Source organism: Pseudomonas sp. PDM26 (assembly GCF_019219185.1).
Classification (GTDB): Bacteria; Pseudomonadota; Gammaproteobacteria; order Pseudomonadales; family Pseudomonadaceae; genus Aquipseudomonas.
This window is the reverse complement of the sequence record NZ_JAHUWC010000001.1, coordinates 199,118-215,680: the sequence shown is the minus strand read 5'-3', so window position 1 is coordinate 215,680 and position 16,563 is coordinate 199,118. Positions and strand designations below refer to the sequence as shown.

At 58.7% G+C, this 16,563-nt stretch carries 16 protein-coding genes; 7 read left to right on the top strand and 9 right to left on the bottom strand.

The window, feature by feature from the left end; genetic code table 11:
- The 3 genes from rimM to ffh form a co-directional block, all read right to left on the bottom strand.
- On the bottom strand, positions 1 to 537 hold the full coding sequence (gene rimM / locus KW849_RS01010; RefSeq protein WP_046041991.1) for a ribosome maturation factor RimM: 537 nt from the start codon (positions 535 to 537) through the stop codon (positions 1 to 3).
- 5 nt (positions 538 to 542) lie between these two features.
- Positions 543 to 794, bottom strand: coding sequence for a 30S ribosomal protein S16 (gene rpsP, locus KW849_RS01005; RefSeq protein WP_108214983.1), 252 nt, complete (start codon positions 792 to 794; stop codon positions 543 to 545).
- Between the two features lie 250 nt (positions 795 to 1,044).
- Positions 1,045 to 2,421 (bottom strand): signal recognition particle protein, encoded by a 1,377-nt coding sequence (gene ffh, locus KW849_RS01000; RefSeq protein ID WP_056726162.1) that lies wholly within the window; start codon positions 2,419 to 2,421, stop codon positions 1,045 to 1,047.
- 210 nt (positions 2,422 to 2,631) lie between these two features.
- Between ffh and KW849_RS00995 the strand changes: the two genes are divergently transcribed.
- From KW849_RS00995 to rlmF, 5 genes are all read left to right on the top strand, one after another.
- Positions 2,632 to 3,444: an inner membrane protein YpjD gene (locus tag KW849_RS00995; RefSeq protein WP_218426872.1), complete on the top strand. Its 813-nt coding sequence runs from the start codon at positions 2,632 to 2,634 to the stop codon at positions 3,442 to 3,444.
- A 12-nt stretch (positions 3,445 to 3,456) separates the two neighbouring features.
- Entirely contained in the window at positions 3,457 to 4,689 is a 1,233-nt protein-coding gene (locus KW849_RS00990) for a transporter associated domain-containing protein (protein WP_218426870.1), read from the top strand.
- Positions 4,690 to 4,958: 269 nt separating this feature from the next.
- Complete coding sequence (locus KW849_RS00985) at positions 4,959 to 6,275, top strand: MFS transporter (RefSeq protein ID WP_218426867.1); 1,317 nt, start codon at positions 4,959 to 4,961, stop codon at positions 6,273 to 6,275.
- 168 nt (positions 6,276 to 6,443) lie between these two features.
- The gene (locus tag KW849_RS00980) at positions 6,444 to 9,290 is read left to right on the top strand and encodes a valine--tRNA ligase (RefSeq protein ID WP_218426865.1); all 2,847 of its coding nucleotides are present in this window, start codon (positions 6,444 to 6,446) and stop codon (positions 9,288 to 9,290) included.
- Positions 9,291 to 9,515: 225 nt separating this feature from the next.
- Complete coding sequence (rlmF, locus tag KW849_RS00975; RefSeq protein WP_218426863.1) at positions 9,516 to 10,547, top strand: 23S rRNA (adenine(1618)-N(6))-methyltransferase RlmF; 1,032 nt, start codon at positions 9,516 to 9,518, stop codon at positions 10,545 to 10,547.
- A gap of 152 nt (positions 10,548 to 10,699) precedes the next feature.
- On the opposite strand, the gene KW849_RS00970 is transcribed toward rlmF, so the two are convergent.
- Together KW849_RS00970 and KW849_RS00965 are read right to left on the bottom strand one after the other, a co-directional pair.
- Positions 10,700 to 11,140, bottom strand: coding sequence for a DUF3757 domain-containing protein (locus tag KW849_RS00970; RefSeq protein ID WP_218426861.1), 441 nt, complete (start codon positions 11,138 to 11,140; stop codon positions 10,700 to 10,702).
- A gap of 302 nt (positions 11,141 to 11,442) precedes the next feature.
- Positions 11,443 to 11,724, bottom strand: coding sequence for an HU family DNA-binding protein (locus KW849_RS00965; RefSeq protein ID WP_007905514.1), 282 nt, complete (start codon positions 11,722 to 11,724; stop codon positions 11,443 to 11,445).
- Positions 11,725 to 12,120: 396 nt separating this feature from the next.
- Between KW849_RS00965 and yejK the strand changes: the two genes are divergently transcribed.
- Positions 12,121 to 13,125, top strand: coding sequence for a nucleoid-associated protein YejK (gene yejK, locus KW849_RS00960; RefSeq protein ID WP_008018580.1), 1,005 nt, complete (start codon positions 12,121 to 12,123; stop codon positions 13,123 to 13,125).
- On the top strand, positions 13,125 to 13,475 hold the full coding sequence (locus tag KW849_RS00955) for a glutaredoxin domain-containing protein (RefSeq protein WP_218426859.1): 351 nt from the start codon (positions 13,125 to 13,127) through the stop codon (positions 13,473 to 13,475). Before yejK ends, KW849_RS00955 begins: the two co-directional genes overlap by 1 nt.
- Positions 13,476 to 13,604: 129 nt before the next feature.
- On the opposite strand, the gene KW849_RS00950 is transcribed toward KW849_RS00955, so the two are convergent.
- From KW849_RS00950 to KW849_RS00935, 4 genes are all read right to left on the bottom strand, one after another.
- The gene (locus KW849_RS00950; RefSeq protein WP_218426857.1) at positions 13,605 to 14,540 is read right to left on the bottom strand and encodes a glutathione S-transferase family protein; all 936 of its coding nucleotides are present in this window, start codon (positions 14,538 to 14,540) and stop codon (positions 13,605 to 13,607) included.
- 89 nt (positions 14,541 to 14,629) lie between these two features.
- Entirely contained in the window at positions 14,630 to 14,941 is a 312-nt protein-coding gene (locus KW849_RS00945; protein WP_218426855.1) for a GIY-YIG nuclease family protein, read from the bottom strand.
- Positions 14,942 to 14,981: 40 nt separating this feature from the next.
- Positions 14,982 to 15,452 carry a nuclear transport factor 2 family protein gene (locus tag KW849_RS00940; protein WP_218426853.1) on the bottom strand — a complete coding sequence of 157 codons (471 nt, stop codon included), beginning with the start codon at positions 15,450 to 15,452 and terminating at the stop codon, positions 14,982 to 14,984.
- A gap of 120 nt (positions 15,453 to 15,572) precedes the next feature.
- Positions 15,573 to 16,199 (bottom strand): response regulator transcription factor, encoded by a 627-nt coding sequence (locus KW849_RS00935; RefSeq protein WP_218426851.1) that lies wholly within the window; start codon positions 16,197 to 16,199, stop codon positions 15,573 to 15,575.
- Positions 16,200 to 16,563: the final 364 nt, after the last annotated feature.

Below are 16,563 nucleotides of genomic sequence, written 5' to 3'. Positions count from 1 at the left end.
TTAGAAATCCGCGTCCCAATCCACCTTCATCTCGCCTGCTGCCAGGTCGATGGCCAACACGCATTGCTCGGTATAGGGCAACAGGCGTTCGCGATCATCCAGGCTGCCAGCGCAAGGCTTGACCACCATGACATCGTTCGAGCCGGTCTCCAGCAGGTGATCGATTTTCCCGAACAGTTGCCCGAGAGTGTCGATGACCTTGAGACCTTCCAGCTGGTACCAGTAGTACTCGCCGTCGGTGAGTTCAGGGAACAGGTTGCGCGGCACGCAGATCTCATAACCGGCCAGAAGACGAGCTTCTTCGCGATCATCGAGATCCTTGAGCTTTGCGACCAGGAACTTGTCGTTCCCGCGTCCGCTGACCAGCTCTACCTGCTTTACATTGCCGTCACGCTTGAGCGTCCAGGTTTTGTAATCCAGCAGGTTCTTGATCGGATCAGTAAAGGAGTACACCTTCACTTCGCCGCGAACGCCGTGAACAGAATAAATCTTGCCGATAACGATCAAATCATCAGCAATGGCTGGCGTCGCGTTCATATCGCTCAGGCCGCAGCCTTAGCAGTTTCCTTCAACAACTGAGCAACGCGCTCAGAAGGTTGTGCACCAACGCTCAGCCAGTAGGCTACGCGCTCTTGGTTCACGGACAGACGAACTTCCTGACCACGAGCAACAGGGTTGAAGTAGCCAACCTGTTCCTTGTGCGAACCGTCGCGCGGGTTGCGGCTGTCGGTTACGGTCAAGTGGTAAAACGGGCGCTTTTTGGAGCCGCCAAGGGCAAGACGGATTGTTAGCATGTGAACATCGTTCCTGTAGTCGGTGCTGCAAATCTAAAGGCACAGCGGGCATGGGTGCCCGAAAGGCCGCATATTCTAAGGAATATCCGGACTTTTGCAAATGACTTTTTCCAGCGGTCTATCGGCCGCCATGCAGATTTGCTATAGAGCCGTCGTTGAAAACGGCCGATCAGCTCCCGCCAAGTGCGGGTTTGCTGTGTATCCCACGTCCGTGTGGGTTAGCGCCGGTGCGACGACCAGCGCCAATTTTTTACATTTTCGGCATGCCGCCGCCGGGCAACATACCGCCCATGCCGCGCATCATCTTGGCCATTCCGCCTTTCGCGGAGAATTTCTTCATCATCTTCTGCATCTGCTTGTGCTGCTTGATCAAGCGGCCGATGTCCTGCACCTGGGTGCCGGAGCCCATGGCGATCCGGCGCTTGCGCGAACCGCTGATCATCTCAGGGTCGCGGCGCTCGGCCGGGGTCATGGAGTTGATGATGGCTTCCATCTGCTTGAATTGTTTCTCTGCCGCGCCCTGGGCGTTGCCCATCTGCGCCAGGTTCACGCCGCCCATGTTCGGCAGCTTGTCCATCAGGCCGCCGAGGCCGCCCATGTTTTTCATTTGTTGCAACTGATCGCGGAAGTCTTCGAGATCGAAGCCCTTGCCCTTCTTCAGTTTCTTGGCCAGTTTGTCGGCCTTGTCCTTGTCGAGGGTCGCTTCCGCCTGCTCGATCAGGCTGAGCACATCACCCATGCCGAGGATGCGCGAGGCGATACGCTCAGGATGGAACGGATCGAGCGCTTCGCTCTTTTCGCCCATACCGATGAACTTGATCGGCTTGCCGGTGATCGCACGCACCGACAGAGCGGCACCGCCACGGGCGTCGCCGTCGACCTTGGTCAGGATCACACCGGTCAGCGGCAGAGCATCGCCAAAGGCCTTGGCCGTGTTGGCGGCGTCCTGACCAGTCATGGCGTCGACCACGAACAGGGTTTCGACCGGGTTGATCGCGGCATGCAGGGCCTTGATCTCGCCCATCATCTCTTCATCGATGTGCAGGCGACCGGCGGTATCGACGATGACCACGTCGATGAATTTGAGTTTCGCTTCCTTGATAGCCGCTTGCGCGATCTCGACCGGCTTCTGGCTCAGGTCGGACGGGAAGAAGGTAACGCCGACTTCACCGGCGAGCATTTCCAGCTGCTTGATCGCCGCGGGACGGTAAACGTCGGCGGACACGACCATGACCGACTTTTTCTTGCGCTCTTTAAGGAAGCGCGCGAGTTTGCCGGCGGTGGTGGTTTTACCAGCGCCCTGCAAACCGGCCATCAGGATGACCGCTGGCGGCACGGCGCTCAGGTTCAAGTCTTCGTTGGCCGCGCCCATCAGGCTTTCAAGTTCGGCCTGGACGATCTTCACGAAGGCCTGGCCCGGCGTCAGGCTGCGCGACACCTCGGTACCGACGGCACGTTCCTTGACCGAATTGACGAAGTCCTTGACCACCGGCAGGGCGACGTCGGCTTCGAGCAACGCCATGCGCACTTCGCGCAGGGTGTCTTTGATGTTGTCTTCAGTCAGCTTGGCCTTGCCGGTGACATGGCGCAGCGTCTGCGAGAGACGGTCGGTTAAGTTTTCAAACATTGCGCGATCCTTTCAGGCCCTGTGTAGACCGGGATAATGGCGGCCCGGACCGGACTAAACGTGTGCTCGGCGAGCCTGCGGCGTGGGCAGGTCGCGGATTATAGCGAAGACTGTGGCCGGCGGACACCTCGCTGTCGGGTTGCGCGGACTTTCGTGTGGCGGGGGTTCTATGCCAAACTCAGCGACTTTCGGGCTTGCCTAACAGGATTTATGCTCCCCTTGTCACCCAGCTTGCTAACTACCCTCGCCGCCGCCTGCTTGTACGCCGCTGCGACCATTTACCAGGGCACTCGCCTGGCGTCCGGCGCCAAGGTCAACGAACGCCTGCTGGTCATGCTCGGCGTGCTCGCCGTATTGGCTCACAGCGTCAGCCTGCTCACCCACCTGCTGACCCCGACCGGCCTGGCTCTGGACTTCTTCAGTGCCGCCAGCCTGATTGCCGTAGCGGTCATCGCATTGACCCTGCTGGCCTGCTCGCGGATTCCGGTAGAGAACCTGCTGATCCTGCTGTTCCCGCTTGGGGCCTTGACCGTGTCGCTGGCGCATTTCGCGCCGGCCGGTACGGTACAGGTCATCGATGAGGAGCCGGGCATCCTCGCCCACATCCTGCTTTCGATTCTGGCCTACGGCATGTTCACTATCGCGGTGTTCCAGGCCTTGCTGCTGCTGGTTCAAGACCATCAGCTCAAGCACAAGCACCCATCCGGGCTGATCAAGAACTTCCCGCCACTGCAAACCATGGAAAGCCTGCTGTTCGGCTTCCTCTGGGCCGGCTGGACGCTGTTGTCGCTGTCACTGATTTCCGGCTGGCTGTTCGTCGAAAACCTGTTCGCCCAGCATCTGGTACACAAAACTCTGCTGGCCTGCCTGGCCTGGATCGTTTTCAGCGTGCTGCTGTGGGGACGCAATCGCCTCGGCTGGCGCGGACACAAAGCGATTCGCTGGACCCTGGCCGGTTTTTGCCTGCTGATGCTGGCGTATTTCGGTAGCAAACTGGTTCGTGAATACATCCTGCATATCTGACGGGCGGCATTAATGGACGACTTGCCCATAGGGCCGATGCTCGCGGTAGTGACCCTGCTGATTTTATGGTCGGGGCTGTTTACCGCCATCGAAGCGGCGCACCAGCACTTACTGGCCCAGCGCACCGCAACGCGTTCCAGCGACAAACCGGTGGCAAAGCTCAGCTTCCCCCTGGCCAGCCTGATTTTTTGCAACACCCTCTGTCGTGCACTCGTGGTGGTCATCAGTACCTTGCTGGCCATTTTCACCTGGGCCGAGAACGGCCCGTGGGTCGCTTGCCTCGGGGCGGGCGCCATGTTGCTGGTGTTTTCCGATTACTTGCCACGCGCTCTCGCCGCTCGCTATCCGGATGCGATCCTGGCCCAGGGCAACAACCTGCTGCGGCTACCGCTGAAAATCATCTATCCCGCGGCATGGCTGCTCAATAGCATCAGTCAGTTGCTGGCGCGACCATTCGCCCGTAAAGCCAAGGTAGTGCAACAAAGTGAGGACGAAGCACTGACGGAGCGGCATGCGCCCTCCGAAACCGTAAGCCGCCCTCATCCGCTGCCAGGCATCCACGCGCTGGACAACATTACCGTCAATGACATCCTGGTACCGCGCAGCGACGTGGACGGCATCAATCTCGATGACCCCCTCGAAGAAATCATCGAGCAATTGCGCCACAACAGACGTACTCGCCTGCCGGTGTTCCACAGTGACATCAATCAGGTCGAGGCCATCCTCAACACCCGGCACATCCTGCACTTGCTGCCCGATGCGAGCCTGACCAGGGAAGCGTTGCTGGCGGCCAGCCACGAGCCGTACTTCGTGCCGGAAAGTACCCCGTTACAGTTGCAACTGCTCAATTTCCATAAGCAGCAGCGGCGCCTGGGCATGGTGGTCGACGAATACGGCGAAGTGCTGGGCATCGTCACCCTGGAAGACATTCTCGAAGAAATCGTCGGTGAGTTCGAAAGCCAGCACAGCGTGGACAATCCGCACATTCATCCGCAAGCCGACGGACGCCTGGTGATCGACGGTGCAGCCTCCATTCGCGATCTGAACAAGAGCCTCGGCTGGCACTTGCCCAGCGATGGCCCGAAAACCCTGAACGGCTTGGTCACCGAGGCCCTGGAAACCATTCCCGAAAGCGCGGTGTGCCTGAAGATCGGCCGCTACCGCCTGGAAATTCTCGAGACCGAGGACAACCGTGTCACGCGGGTGCTGATCTGGCAGACCAGCTCGATGCCTGTGGTTATCTAAAACCCGACACAGCCCCCTCGCCACAATGTCCTCGCAAGCCCTCTTGTTCGATCGTTAGCCACCTTCCTATAATCGAACCGCTTACCCAAGCCTCGCCGGCCCCGTGCTTACCCCGCACTTCGCAGCTTCCGGCCCGACCATCAGTAAGAACCGCAGCAATCCGACGACTGTTCCTACCTGAAACAGCGACCGCGCCCTCACCCACATCCCTGGGTTCTCGACCATAATAATTCGCTCCACTGGGGCACATGACTGTCAGGGATAACCGCATGACGACCAGCACGACTTACAACGACTCCACACCTGCACAACCGACGAACTCCGCCACCCGCGTGGCCACCGCAAGCTTCATCGGTACCGCCATCGAGTTCTACGATTTCTATGTCTATGCCACCGCCGCTGCGCTGGTGATCGGCCCGGTGTTCTTTCCACAGACATCCGGCACCGCCCAGATGCTTTCGGCATTTCTCACGTTCGGCATCGCGTTCCTTGCACGACCACTTGGCTCGGCACTGTTCGGCCACTTTGGCGACCGTATCGGTCGCAAATCGACCCTGGTTGCCTCGCTGCTGCTGATGGGCGTGTGCACTACACTGATCGGCGTACTGCCCGGGTACGACAGCATTGGCGCCTGGGCACCGATCCTGCTGTGTGTCCTGCGCTTCGGACAGGGCTTGGGACTGGGCGGCGAATGGGGTGGCGCGGCGTTGCTGGCCACGGAGAACGCACCCAAAGGCAAGCGCGCGTGGTTCGGCATGTTCCCGCAACTCGGCCCTTCCATCGGTTTTCTCGCAGCCAACGGTCTGTTCCTGACCCTGGCCGTGCTGTTGGACGATGAACAATTCCGCTCATGGGGCTGGCGTATTCCATTCCTGCTCAGCGCCGCGCTGGTGATGGTCGGCCTGTACGTGCGCCTCAAGCTGCATGAGACCCCGGTGTTCGCCAACGCCATGGCGCGTCAGGAGCGGGTGAAGATCCCCCTGTTCGAGTTGTTCGGCCAATACTGGGCTCCCGTCTTGCTGGGAGCCGGCGCGATGGTGGTGTGTTACGCGCTGTTTTACATCTCCACCGTGTTTTCCTTGAGTTACGGCGTGGCAACGCTCGGCTACAGCCGTGAAACCTTCCTCGGGCTGCTGTGCTTCGCCGTGCTGTTCATGGCAGCCGCCACCCCACTGTCGGCCTGGGCCAGTGACCGTTACGGGCGCAAACCGGTGCTGATCATCGGTGGCGTGCTGGCGATCCTGTCAGGGTTCCTCATGGAGCCGCTGCTGACCCAAGGCTCGACCTGGGGTGTGGCACTGTTCCTGTGCATCGAGCTGTTTCTGATGGGCGTGACGTTTGCGCCGATGGGTGCGCTGCTGCCGGAGCTGTTTCCCACCCACGTGCGCTACACCGGCGCCTCGGCGGCCTACAACCTGGGCGGCATCGTCGGTGCTTCGGCGGCGCCGTTCTTCGCGCAGAAGCTAGTTGCGATGGGTGGTTTGAGTTATGTCGGCGGGTACGTGTCCGGGGCAGCGGTGTTGAGTTTGATTGCCGTGCTGTGTCTGAAAGAAACTCGACATAACGATTTGAATCGCGTCGCCTGACAGATCGCTATCGCGAGCAGGCTCGCTCCCACAGGGAGATGTATCCCTGTGGGTCGAATTGCCACAACTTTCCCTCCACCCATTGTCACCTCGCTCTACGCGCATCGGCTCATCCCCGCTATACTTCCCGGCTTTTCCTGAATAAATGCCAATAGGGTCCCGCCGCGCATGGATAAGACCTACCAGCCGCACGCCATTGAAACTTCCTGGTACAACACCTGGGAGTCAGAGAATTACTTCGCCCCGCAAGGCGCGGGCGAGTCCTACACCATCATGATCCCGCCGCCGAACGTCACCGGCAGCCTTCACATGGGGCACGGTTTCAACAACGCGATCATGGACGCCCTGATCCGTTTCCGCCGCATGCAGGGTCGCAACACCCTGTGGCAGCCGGGTACCGACCACGCCGGTATCGCCACGCAGATGCTGGTAGAGCGTCAGCTCGAAGCCAAGGGCCAGAGCCGCCATGACCTGGGCCGCGAGAAATTCCTCGAGAAAGTCTGGGAGTGGAAGGATGAATCTGGCGGCAACATCAGCCGTCAGATCCGTCGTCTCGGTTCGTCCGTAGATTGGAGCCGCGAGCGCTTCACCATGGACGACGGTCTCTCGGAAGCCGTTAAAGAGGCTTTCGTCCGCCTGCACGAAGATGGCCTGATCTACCGCGGCAAGCGCCTGGTCAACTGGGACACCAAGCTGCACACGGCGATTTCCGACCTTGAAGTGGAAAACCACGACGAGAAAGGTTTCCTGTGGAACCTGAAATACCCACTGGCCGACGGCGCCAGGACCGCTGAAGGCAACGATTTCCTGATCGTCGCGACCACTCGCCCGGAAACCATGCTCGGCGACTCCGCCGTGGCCGTTAACCCGAACGATGAACGCTACAAAGCCCTGATCGGCAAATTTGTCGAGCTGCCGCTGGTCGGCCGCCGCATCCCGATCGTAGCCGACGATTACTGCGACCCTGAATTCGGCACCGGCTGCGTGAAAATCACCCCGGCCCACGACTTCAACGACTACGAAGTCGGCAAGCGTCACAACCTGCCGCTGCTGAACATCTTCGACAAGAACGCAGCCGTTCTTCCAGCGTGCCAGGTGTTCAACCTCGACGGTACGCTGAACGAAACCATCGACGGCAAGATCCCGGCCGAATACGCCGGTCTCGACCGCTTCGAGGCGCGCAAGCAGATCGTGGCCGCGTTCGACGCTGCCGGCCTATTGGTCAGCGTTGACGATCACGCCCTGAAAGTACCGAAAGGCGACCGCTCCGGCACCGTCATCGAGCCGTGGCTGACCGACCAGTGGTACGTGTCCACCAAACCTTTGGCCGAGCCTGCGATCGCCGCCGTTGAAGACGGCCGTATCCAGTTCGTGCCGAAACAGTACGAAAACATGTACTTCTCGTGGATGCGCGACATCCAGGATTGGTGCATCAGCCGCCAGCTGTGGTGGGGCCACCGGATTCCGGCCTGGTACGACGAGTCGGGCAAGGTCTATGTCGGTCGCGACGAAGCCGAAGTGCGTGCCAAGCACAATCTCGGCCCGGACGTTGCGCTGCAACAGGACAACGACGTTCTCGACACCTGGTTCAGCTCGGGCCTGTGGACGTTCTCCACCCTCGGCTGGCCGGAAAAAACCGAATTCCTGAAGAAATTCCACTCCACCGACGTCCTGGTGACTGGCTTCGACATCATTTTCTTCTGGGTTGCCCGGATGATCATGCTCACCATGCATTTGGTGAAAAACGAAGACGGCACGCCGCAGGTTCCATTCAAGACCGTGTACGTTCACGGCCTGGTGCGTGACGGCCAGGGCCAGAAGATGTCCAAGTCCAAGGGCAACGTCCTCGACCCGCTGGACATCATCGACGGCATCGAACTCGAAGCGCTGGTGCAGAAACGCACCTCCGGCATGATGCAGCCGAAACTGGCGAAGAAGATCGAGAAGCAGACCCGCGACGAGTTCGCCGAAGGCATCGCCAGCTACGGCACCGACGCCCTGCGCTTCACCTTCTGCTCGCTGGCGTCCACCGGTCGAGACATCAAGTTCGACATGGGCCGCGTCGAAGGCTATCGCAACTTCTGCAACAAGATCTGGAACGCGGCGCGCTACGTGCTGGACAAGGGCGAAGACTGTGGCCAGAACGGCGAAGCCTACGAGCTGTCGCTGGCCGATCGCTGGATCATTTCGCAGCTGCAACGCACCGAAGCCGAAGTGACCCGCCAGCTCGACCAGTTCCGTTTCGACCTGGCTGCGCAAGCCTTGTACGAGTTCATCTGGAACCAGTATTGCGACTGGTACCTGGAACTGTCCAAACCTGTGCTATGGGACGAAAATGCACCGGTCGAACGCCAGCGCGGCACCCGTCGCACCCTGGTGCGTGTACTGGAAGTCGCCCTGCGTCTGGCGCATCCGTTCATGCCGTTCATCACCGAAGAAATCTGGCAGCGCATTGCGCCGCTGGCCGGCATCGATGGCAAGACGATCATGCTGCAACCTTGGCCAGTGGCCAATGAAACACGCATCGATCAGGCGGCCGAAGATGACATCGAATGGCTCAAGGGTCTGATGCTCGGTACTCGTAACATCCGTGGCGAAATGAACATCGGCCCGGGCAAACCACTGCCGCTGTTCCTGAAGAACGTCAGCGCCGAAGATCAGCGTCGTCTGACCGAGAACGAAGCTTTGCTGAAGAAGCTGGCGCGCCTCGAATCGATCACCGTACTGGCTGCCGGCGACGAAGCTCCGCTGTCCGCCACCGCGCTGGTCGGCGAGATGGAAGTGCTGGTGCCTATGGCCGGTCTGATCGACAAAGGTGCGGAACTGGCGCGTCTGGACAAGGAAATCCAGCGTTTGCAAGGTGAAGTGCAACGTGTCGGCGGCAAGCTGTCCAATGCAGGCTTCGTTGACAAGGCGCCAGCCGAAGTCATCGACAAAGAACGCGCCAAACTGGCCGAGGCCGAACAGGCCCTGGGCAAGCTGGCCGAGCAGCATGCGCGGATTGCCAGTTTGTAACGGCAAGTCGCAATGAAAGAGGGAGGCCCGGGTGGCCTCCCTTTTTTTATCGAAAAACACAACAAATCCCCTGTAGGAGCTGCCGCAGGCTGCGATCTTTTGACTTTGCTTAAAAAACAGGATCAAAAGATCGCAGCCTGCGGCAGCTCCTACGGGTTCGGCGCATTCGCCATCAATGTGGGACAATGCCCGCCACTTTCAGCCATACCCGAATCGACCACACCCATGACCGCCCCCCGCCCCCCCAAGCCTGCGCGCAAAAAGCCTGCTCCGAAGACTCCGGCCACGGCCGTCGCCCCGAAGGAAAAGGCCAGTCTGCATCCGCGCAATCGCCATCAGGGTCGCTACGACTTTCCGGCGCTGATCAAAAGCGCCCCGGAACTGAAGAAATTCGTGATCATCAATCCGTACGGCAAGGAAAGCATCGACTTCGCCAGCCCGCAAGCCGTGCGGGTGTTCAACCGGGCACTGCTCAAGTCGTTCTATGGCATCGCTCACTGGGACATTCCGGCCGACTACCTGTGCCCACCGGTGCCAGGCCGTGCCGATTACGTGCACTTCCTCGCCGACCTGCTGGCCAGCAGCAATGACGGTGTGATCCCCCGGGGCGCCGCCGTGAAGGTGCTGGACATCGGCATGGGCGCCAACTGTGTGTATCCGCTGATCGGTTACAGCGACTATCGCTGGCAGTTCCTCGGTTCCGATATCGATGCGACCGCCATTGCCGCGGCAAAGGCCATCATTCAATCCAATGGCCTGAACAAAGCGATCCAGGTACGCCAGCAGAGCAACCCCAAGCAGATCCTCACAGGCCTGCTGGAGCGCGCAGAGCGTTTTGACCTGACGATGTGCAACCCACCGTTCCATTCGTCGCTGGACGAGGCCACACGGGGTAGCACACGCAAATGGCGAGCTCTGGGCAAGGCCGATCCGAAACGCAAGCTGCCGGTGTTGAACTTTGGCGGGCAAGCGGCGGAATTGTGGTGTGAGGGCGGAGAAGTGCGTTTCGTCACGCAACTGGTCAACGAGAGCGCGCAGGTGGCGCAACAAGTACTGTGGTTCAGCACGCTGGTGTCGAAGGCGTCGAACCTGCCGGCGATCCAGACCGCCTTGAAAAAGGCCGGCGCATTGGACAGCCAGGTGGTCGAAATGGGCCAGGGACAAAAGCAGAGCCGCTTCGTCGCATGGACCTTCCAGACCCAGGCGCAGCAACAGGCCTGGCGTCAGGCACGATGGCCGAAGGCTACCGCTGAGTAAAACGTTGAATGCACAAAAAGCCGTGCCCCGATTACCCAAGGCACGGCTTTTTAACAAGTCTTAGTAGTTAACCGTGATATTCGGGGCTACCACAAACAACCTGACAACTTTCCTGACGATTTCAACAACAAGAAAGTTCATACATTATCGTTTCAGGGCTTTGCTGCACGAACAATCTCTTTGAACTCACAGGCACGCGCCTCTTTACTGTCGCAGTAGTACCGAGTCATCCACTCCGACCATGGAACTTTGTTGGTATCAATACTTACGATAGCACCCTCTCGCTTGTATCTCATATCCAGATTACCTCCATTTTGCAGCATGTAACCACAACGCAGGATTTCACCAACGATCATGCCAGCTTCGGCCTCTTTGCGAGGTGCGAATATTGCCACTTCGAATTCACCTACCGGCCCGCGCCCGGTTTGCGAAACACCGTACCACTCCCCCTCTCCACTCGCTGCAGGTGCTTTATAGGCACCGGCTGCCAACTCCTTGATGTCAGAAGGGCTTGGGCAGTACTCGGTAACATTTGCCAAGGCCGGGCCGGAAACCAGAAACGACACGCACATCAATAACTGTTTAACTTTCATAAAAACGTCCCTGTAACGAACAACTGAAATTTGATTTTGGCTTTTAAGTAAAGCCAAGCGCTACGCGTTGTTTATACTACCAACCCAAGGCGCACACTCAACTATCAGCTCTGTAGGAATGATCGTTTTATAAAGAGAGAAAAGTGTTATTCCGCGCAAACAGCTACCTTGTCTGGCACGCTGGTAATAAATGCTTTCAAACAACAGGATTATTTCAACGATTCACCTTGCATAAATCGTTACAGCACCCACAAAAAAACCGTGCCCGGATCGCTCCGGTGCACGGTTTTTTTTAACAAGTCTTACTTGTTGACAGCGTCGGTCAGGCCTTTGGCCACAACCAGCTTGATCACTTTCTTGGCAGCGATTTCGATGGCAGCGCCAGTCGAAGGGTTACGGCCAGTACGGGCAGGGCGCTCAGTCACTTTCAGTTTGCCGATGCCAGGCAGAGTGATTTCGCCGCCGTTTTCCAGCTGATCGGCAACGATTTGGCCCAGTTGGTCCAGAGCGTTACGCGCGGTGGTTTTCGGCGCGTCGATAGCTTCAGCGATGTCGGCGATCAGTTGGTCTTTAGTAAGAGCCATTTAGTGTTCCTTCCCTATCAAATTCATATGGATTGCAGAGTGCAATGTCAGCCATCGAGCCCGATCTTCTGGATCTGGCACCCTCGGCCAAATAACCTCGGGATCGGGGTTATAGATACCGAAATCAGGGTTTGGTTCGACCTGACAAATGCTGACTGCAGGCTTAACGCAGTGACTTCGCGCAAGACCGGGCAAAGCTAGCACACAGACGTGGAAATATCCGCCTCTAGCTACCCATTTGGTCAGCTTTATTGCTCTAAATCTGCAAAAAATCGCATAAGCGCCGCCGGTCGGCCCGCAATTACCCTTCGCACCGCGCCAAAACCAGTGGTTGCGGTACACTGGGCGCTTTTTCGGGGGAGCACGCCCTCCTCTCTCCATTCAGCCGAGAAGCCCATGCCGATCCGTCATTGCATCGTCCACCTGATCGACAAAAAACCCGACGGCACACCTGCGGTTCTCCACGCCCGTGACTCTGAACTGGCTGAGTCCGCGGCCATCGAGAACATGCTCGCCGATCTCAACGAAAGCTATAACGCCAAACAGGGTAAAGCCTGGGGACTGTTCCATCCGGAATCCGGCGCGTTCCCCTTCAGCGGCTGGCTGAAGGAGTACCTGGAGGGCGGCCAGGATTTCACCGCATTCAGCCGCGTGGCGGTCGAGCACCTGCAAAAACTGATGGAAGAGTCGAACCTGTCGGTCGGCGGCCATGTGCTGTTCGCACACTATCAGCAAGGCATGACCGACTACCTGGCCATCGCCCTGCTGCACCACAGTGAAGGCGTGGCCGTGACCGACGAACTGGACGTGACTCCGTCCCGTCACCTCGACCTTGGCCAATTGCACCTGGCAGCGCGGATCAACGTTTCCGAGTGGCAGAACAACAAACAATCCAAGCAGTACATTTCGTTCATCAAAGGCAAGAACGGGAAAAAGGTTTCGGAGTATTTCCGCGACTTCATTGGCTGCCAGGAAGGCGTCGACGGTCCGGGTGAAACCCGCACCCTGCTCAAAGCCTTCAGTGATTTCGTCGAAAGCGAAGACCTGCCGGAAGACGACGCACGCGAGAAGACCAAGACCCTGGTGGATTACGCCAGCAGTCAGGCCAAACTCGGCGAACCAATGGGTCTGGAAGAGTTGTCGGGACTGATCGACGAAGAACGCCCGAAGGCCTTCTACGATCACATCCGCAACAAGGATTACGGCCTGTCGCCGGAAATCCCGGCTGACAAACGCACCCTGAACCAGTTCCGCCGCTTCACCGGCCGCGCCGAAGGCCTGTCGATCAGTTTCGAAGCGCACCTGCTGGGATCGAAGATCGAGTACGACGAAGAAGCCGGCACGTTGATCATCAAGGGCCTGCCCACTTCACTCACCGATCAGCTGAAGCGTCGCAACTGATGCTCGGCGGCGTACTGAAAAAATTCCTGCTGATCCTGCTGGTGGTCGTGGCTTACCAGAACTGGGGCAAGATCGAGCGGGTGTTCAACCCTTCGCAAGTGATACCTGCACAGACGCAGGCCCAGGCCAACGTCGTGCTCTACGCCACCGAATGGTGTGGTTACTGCAAGCTGACCCGGCGCTTTCTCGATCAGAAAGGCATTGCGTACAAGGCATTCGATATCGAAAAAGACGCCGTCGCGCGCAAGGACTATGAGGCCCTGGGCGGTGGGGGTATTCCGATCATCGATGTGAACGGGACGCTGATTCGCGGGTATGACCCGGATGCGATTCTGGCGGCGCTGAAATAACTGATCGGATTCACACAATCCGTGTGGCGAGGGAGCTTGCTCCCGCTGGACTGCGCAGCAGTCCCTCTTCAGAGGGCCGCTTCGCGACCCGACGGGAGCAAGCTCCCTCGCCACAAGTGTGCGTCTGCGTCAGATGGCTTCAATACGGAAACCAAACCGCGGGAAGTGCACATGCACCACACCGCCACGCTCGTCCTTGCGCCGTACGATCAGCTCTTCGCTGCCGGCAAACAACAACTCCCCCGCCACCGGATCAACGCCATAGTCCGTGGCTGCGATCACTACCTGTTGCCCCGCCGTGAACCCGTTGGGATCGACGAACTGCTCATCCGGCAGAGCCGCTGGCGTGGACGTGCGCGCCACTGCCAGAGCCTCCTCGGAGCCCATCTCGCTGGACGCGCCATGACCGAAGCCCATTACCCTCGCATGCCAGGCGGCAACCGCCGGATAAGCATCGACCAAGGGTGCCGTGACCGGCGTCGCCTTGAGAAACCACAGTGAATGAGCCAAGGCGAAGTCGGCAATCGACGGTTCGCCAAACAGGTAATCGCCTTCTTCGCGCTGCAACTGTTGCTCCAGGCGAGACATGATCGTTGGCCACTGATGTTTGGCCTGTTCGACAGACAGTTTTGTCGCACTACCGCCACTGAACAAACCGGCACGGTCGGACAGAAACGCCTTGATCGCTTCCGGAGACAAATTGCCAAAGCGCACCGCTATCGATTCCGGCTGGAACACCAGGCTGACCGCATGCTGGAACACCACTGAGTCGGCCCAGGCTGCAAATGACGCGGCGATCATTTCCTGACCCTCAGGGAAGAACGCCGGCAAGGCTTTTTCCTGTTCCAGTCGCCGGGCAATCAATGCCGTGTCGCAATAGATATCTGCACCGACCTGCAACACCGGTGTCTTGCGGTAGCCACCCGTCAGCGCCGTGAGATCCGGTTTGGGCATCACTGGCGGGATCTTCACCGAGCGCCAGGACAAGCCCTTGAAGCCCAGCAACAGGCGGGCCTTCTCGGCAAAGGGGGACGTCGGGTAATGATGCAGAATCAACTCGGACATGCTCGGCTCCGCCGCTAAGGATCAGGAACCAGCAGCTTAGCGCGCAATCAGTTGGCAGCCTACAGATCTGCCTGATGGGACCTGATCAGTCAGAGTGATAAGCCAGAGGCTGCGTTCGCCACCAGGCATTCCTTGGCACTCTTTTTGAGTTTTTTGATCAGCCGTTCCTGACGCAACGCATCGCTTTTGTCACGACAACGTTCGGTGTAGACCAGGGCCATGGCCGGGCTGGAGAGAAAGAATCGTGCGCCCTTGCCGCTTTGATGCTTGGCGAAGCGACGCACGGGATCATCGCTGATCCCACAATAGAGCGAACCGTTGGCCGCGCGAACGAGGTAGACGAACCAGGTTTTGCTCGCGCAGGTGTCGGCGTCGACAGGGCTTTCGCTGAGAGTGGTCACGTAACGATCCGGGCTTGAGGGAAAACAGGCCGCGATCTTATCAGCGACTGGCCTGGAATGCCTTCAGCCCCTTCAATGCCTGGGCGCGAACGGCGTTGCGCACCAGTGGCGTCCAGCCCAGCAGCAGACCTTTGATACCCAGCGCCTGACGCGACCAGGCCCACAGATCAAAACGGTCATGATGCTCGCAGATCTTGCCATCACGAAAGACGAAACGCGCCTGGATATCGTTGACCACGGTGTTGCCGGTCTGGCTGAACAGATAGCTCGCGACCCAATGGGCACCACCGGTGCGCTCATCGGCGTGAACATGATCGAAAGTCAGGGAAAAGTCTTTGGCCCGAGTGGTCAGCATGCGCCACATGTCACCGGCATCGCGACCGCGAAGCTCGCCGAACGCCGGGTCGCAAAACACCACATCATCGGTGTAGCAGGCAGCCATGGCTTCGGCATCCAGGCGCTGGAAAGCCTGGTAGAAACGGGTGATCAAGGCGCTATGGGCTTCACTCATTTGCGGGCTCCCCAGGATTTGCATAATGGCTTCGAAAGATTGCCTGCACGATAGTCTGCAAATGCACCGAACACTATCGGCATTCATGACGAAAATAACGCGATGATTATTCCTGCCATTTCAGTACGACATTCCACTGTCCCGGGCATAGGAAAAAAGATCAACGTCCGTGGAAATACCCAACCGGTGCATGGCCATGTTCTTTTGCTTACTGATGGTCGACACGCTGCGTTTGAAATGAATGGCGATTTCGCTGACGGTCATGCCACTGGCGAGCATTCGGACCACTTCATATTCCTTGGCTGACAGAGGCGATTCGTGCAGCTGATTGCGGGTGTTGGCCAGCAGCGTGCGCAGGGACTCGCTGAGGTAGCGGCGCCCTTCCAGCACCGCGTTGATTGCCAGGGGCAGCTCCTTCGCCGATGCGGTTTTGGCGACGACGGCCATCGCCCCTTGAGCCAACGCAGCCCTTGCCGTCGCCACACTGGTAAACATCGTCACCAGAATGATCGGCAAGGCCGGGTAAAGGCGCTGAATCGTACTCAACATCTTCAAGCCATCGGCCTGCTGCCCTCCCGGCATGGAGAAATCCGTGATCAGCAGGTCGCAGGGCGTGCTTGAAAGCAGATTCATCAGGCTGTCGGCACTGTCGGCCTCACCGACGATCACACATCGTCGACTGGCGTTGATGAGTATGCGCAGCCCGACACGAACGACGGAATGGTCGTCAGCAATAACGACTCGCATTGTGGGATACCTTCTGTTTGTGGCGCGAAGGCGCGGAAAATAGCGCCGTTCTTACCCATTCCACAACGCCCCGCCCCCACCCCTAACGTCGCAGCCTCAATGTATTCAATGGGCTGACTCTTTGCCCACCTATTAAAAAGATGGTTCCTACAATGAAGCACGTGGAAGACTACACAGAAGGACTACAACCAAAGGATTGCTCGTTAGAAAACGCTACGTAGTCCGCAACATTCTTTCATACACGCCCCCCTCCCTTTTCGTATTAGTTGCATTCCTCCCGCTCCGCCTGCCCGCTAAATTGCGGCCTGCCAATTTGTCCCGCCGCATCTGTACAGAACTGCGCTCACTCACTGGCTGACGATAG

Excerpts from the sequence above, each read along its gene's own strand:
- rimM (WP_046041991.1), bottom strand. The coding sequence starts at position 537 with ATGAACGCGACGCCAGCCATTGCTGATGATTTGATCGTTATCGGCAAG.
- rpsP (WP_108214983.1), bottom strand. The coding sequence starts at position 794 with ATGCTAACAATCCGTCTTGCCCTTGGCGGCTCCAAAAAGCGCCCGTTT.
- ffh (WP_056726162.1), bottom strand. The coding sequence starts at position 2,421 with ATGTTTGAAAACTTAACCGACCGTCTCTCGCAGACGCTGCGCCATGTC.
- KW849_RS00995 (WP_218426872.1), top strand. The coding sequence starts at position 2,632 with ATGCTCCCCTTGTCACCCAGCTTGCTAACTACCCTCGCCGCCGCCTGC.
- KW849_RS00990 (WP_218426870.1), top strand. The coding sequence starts at position 3,457 with ATGGACGACTTGCCCATAGGGCCGATGCTCGCGGTAGTGACCCTGCTG.
- KW849_RS00985 (WP_218426867.1), top strand. The coding sequence starts at position 4,959 with ATGACGACCAGCACGACTTACAACGACTCCACACCTGCACAACCGACG.
- KW849_RS00980 (WP_218426865.1), top strand. The coding sequence starts at position 6,444 with ATGGATAAGACCTACCAGCCGCACGCCATTGAAACTTCCTGGTACAAC.
- rlmF (WP_218426863.1), top strand. The coding sequence starts at position 9,516 with ATGACCGCCCCCCGCCCCCCCAAGCCTGCGCGCAAAAAGCCTGCTCCG.
- KW849_RS00970 (WP_218426861.1), bottom strand. The coding sequence starts at position 11,140 with ATGAAAGTTAAACAGTTATTGATGTGCGTGTCGTTTCTGGTTTCCGGC.
- KW849_RS00965 (WP_007905514.1), bottom strand. The coding sequence starts at position 11,724 with ATGGCTCTTACTAAAGACCAACTGATCGCCGACATCGCTGAAGCTATC.
- yejK (WP_008018580.1), top strand. The coding sequence starts at position 12,121 with ATGCCGATCCGTCATTGCATCGTCCACCTGATCGACAAAAAACCCGAC.
- KW849_RS00955 (WP_218426859.1), top strand. The coding sequence starts at position 13,125 with ATGCTCGGCGGCGTACTGAAAAAATTCCTGCTGATCCTGCTGGTGGTC.
- KW849_RS00950 (WP_218426857.1), bottom strand. The coding sequence starts at position 14,540 with ATGTCCGAGTTGATTCTGCATCATTACCCGACGTCCCCCTTTGCCGAG.
- KW849_RS00940 (WP_218426853.1), bottom strand. The coding sequence starts at position 15,452 with ATGAGTGAAGCCCATAGCGCCTTGATCACCCGTTTCTACCAGGCTTTC.
- KW849_RS00935 (WP_218426851.1), bottom strand. The coding sequence starts at position 16,199 with ATGCGAGTCGTTATTGCTGACGACCATTCCGTCGTTCGTGTCGGGCTG.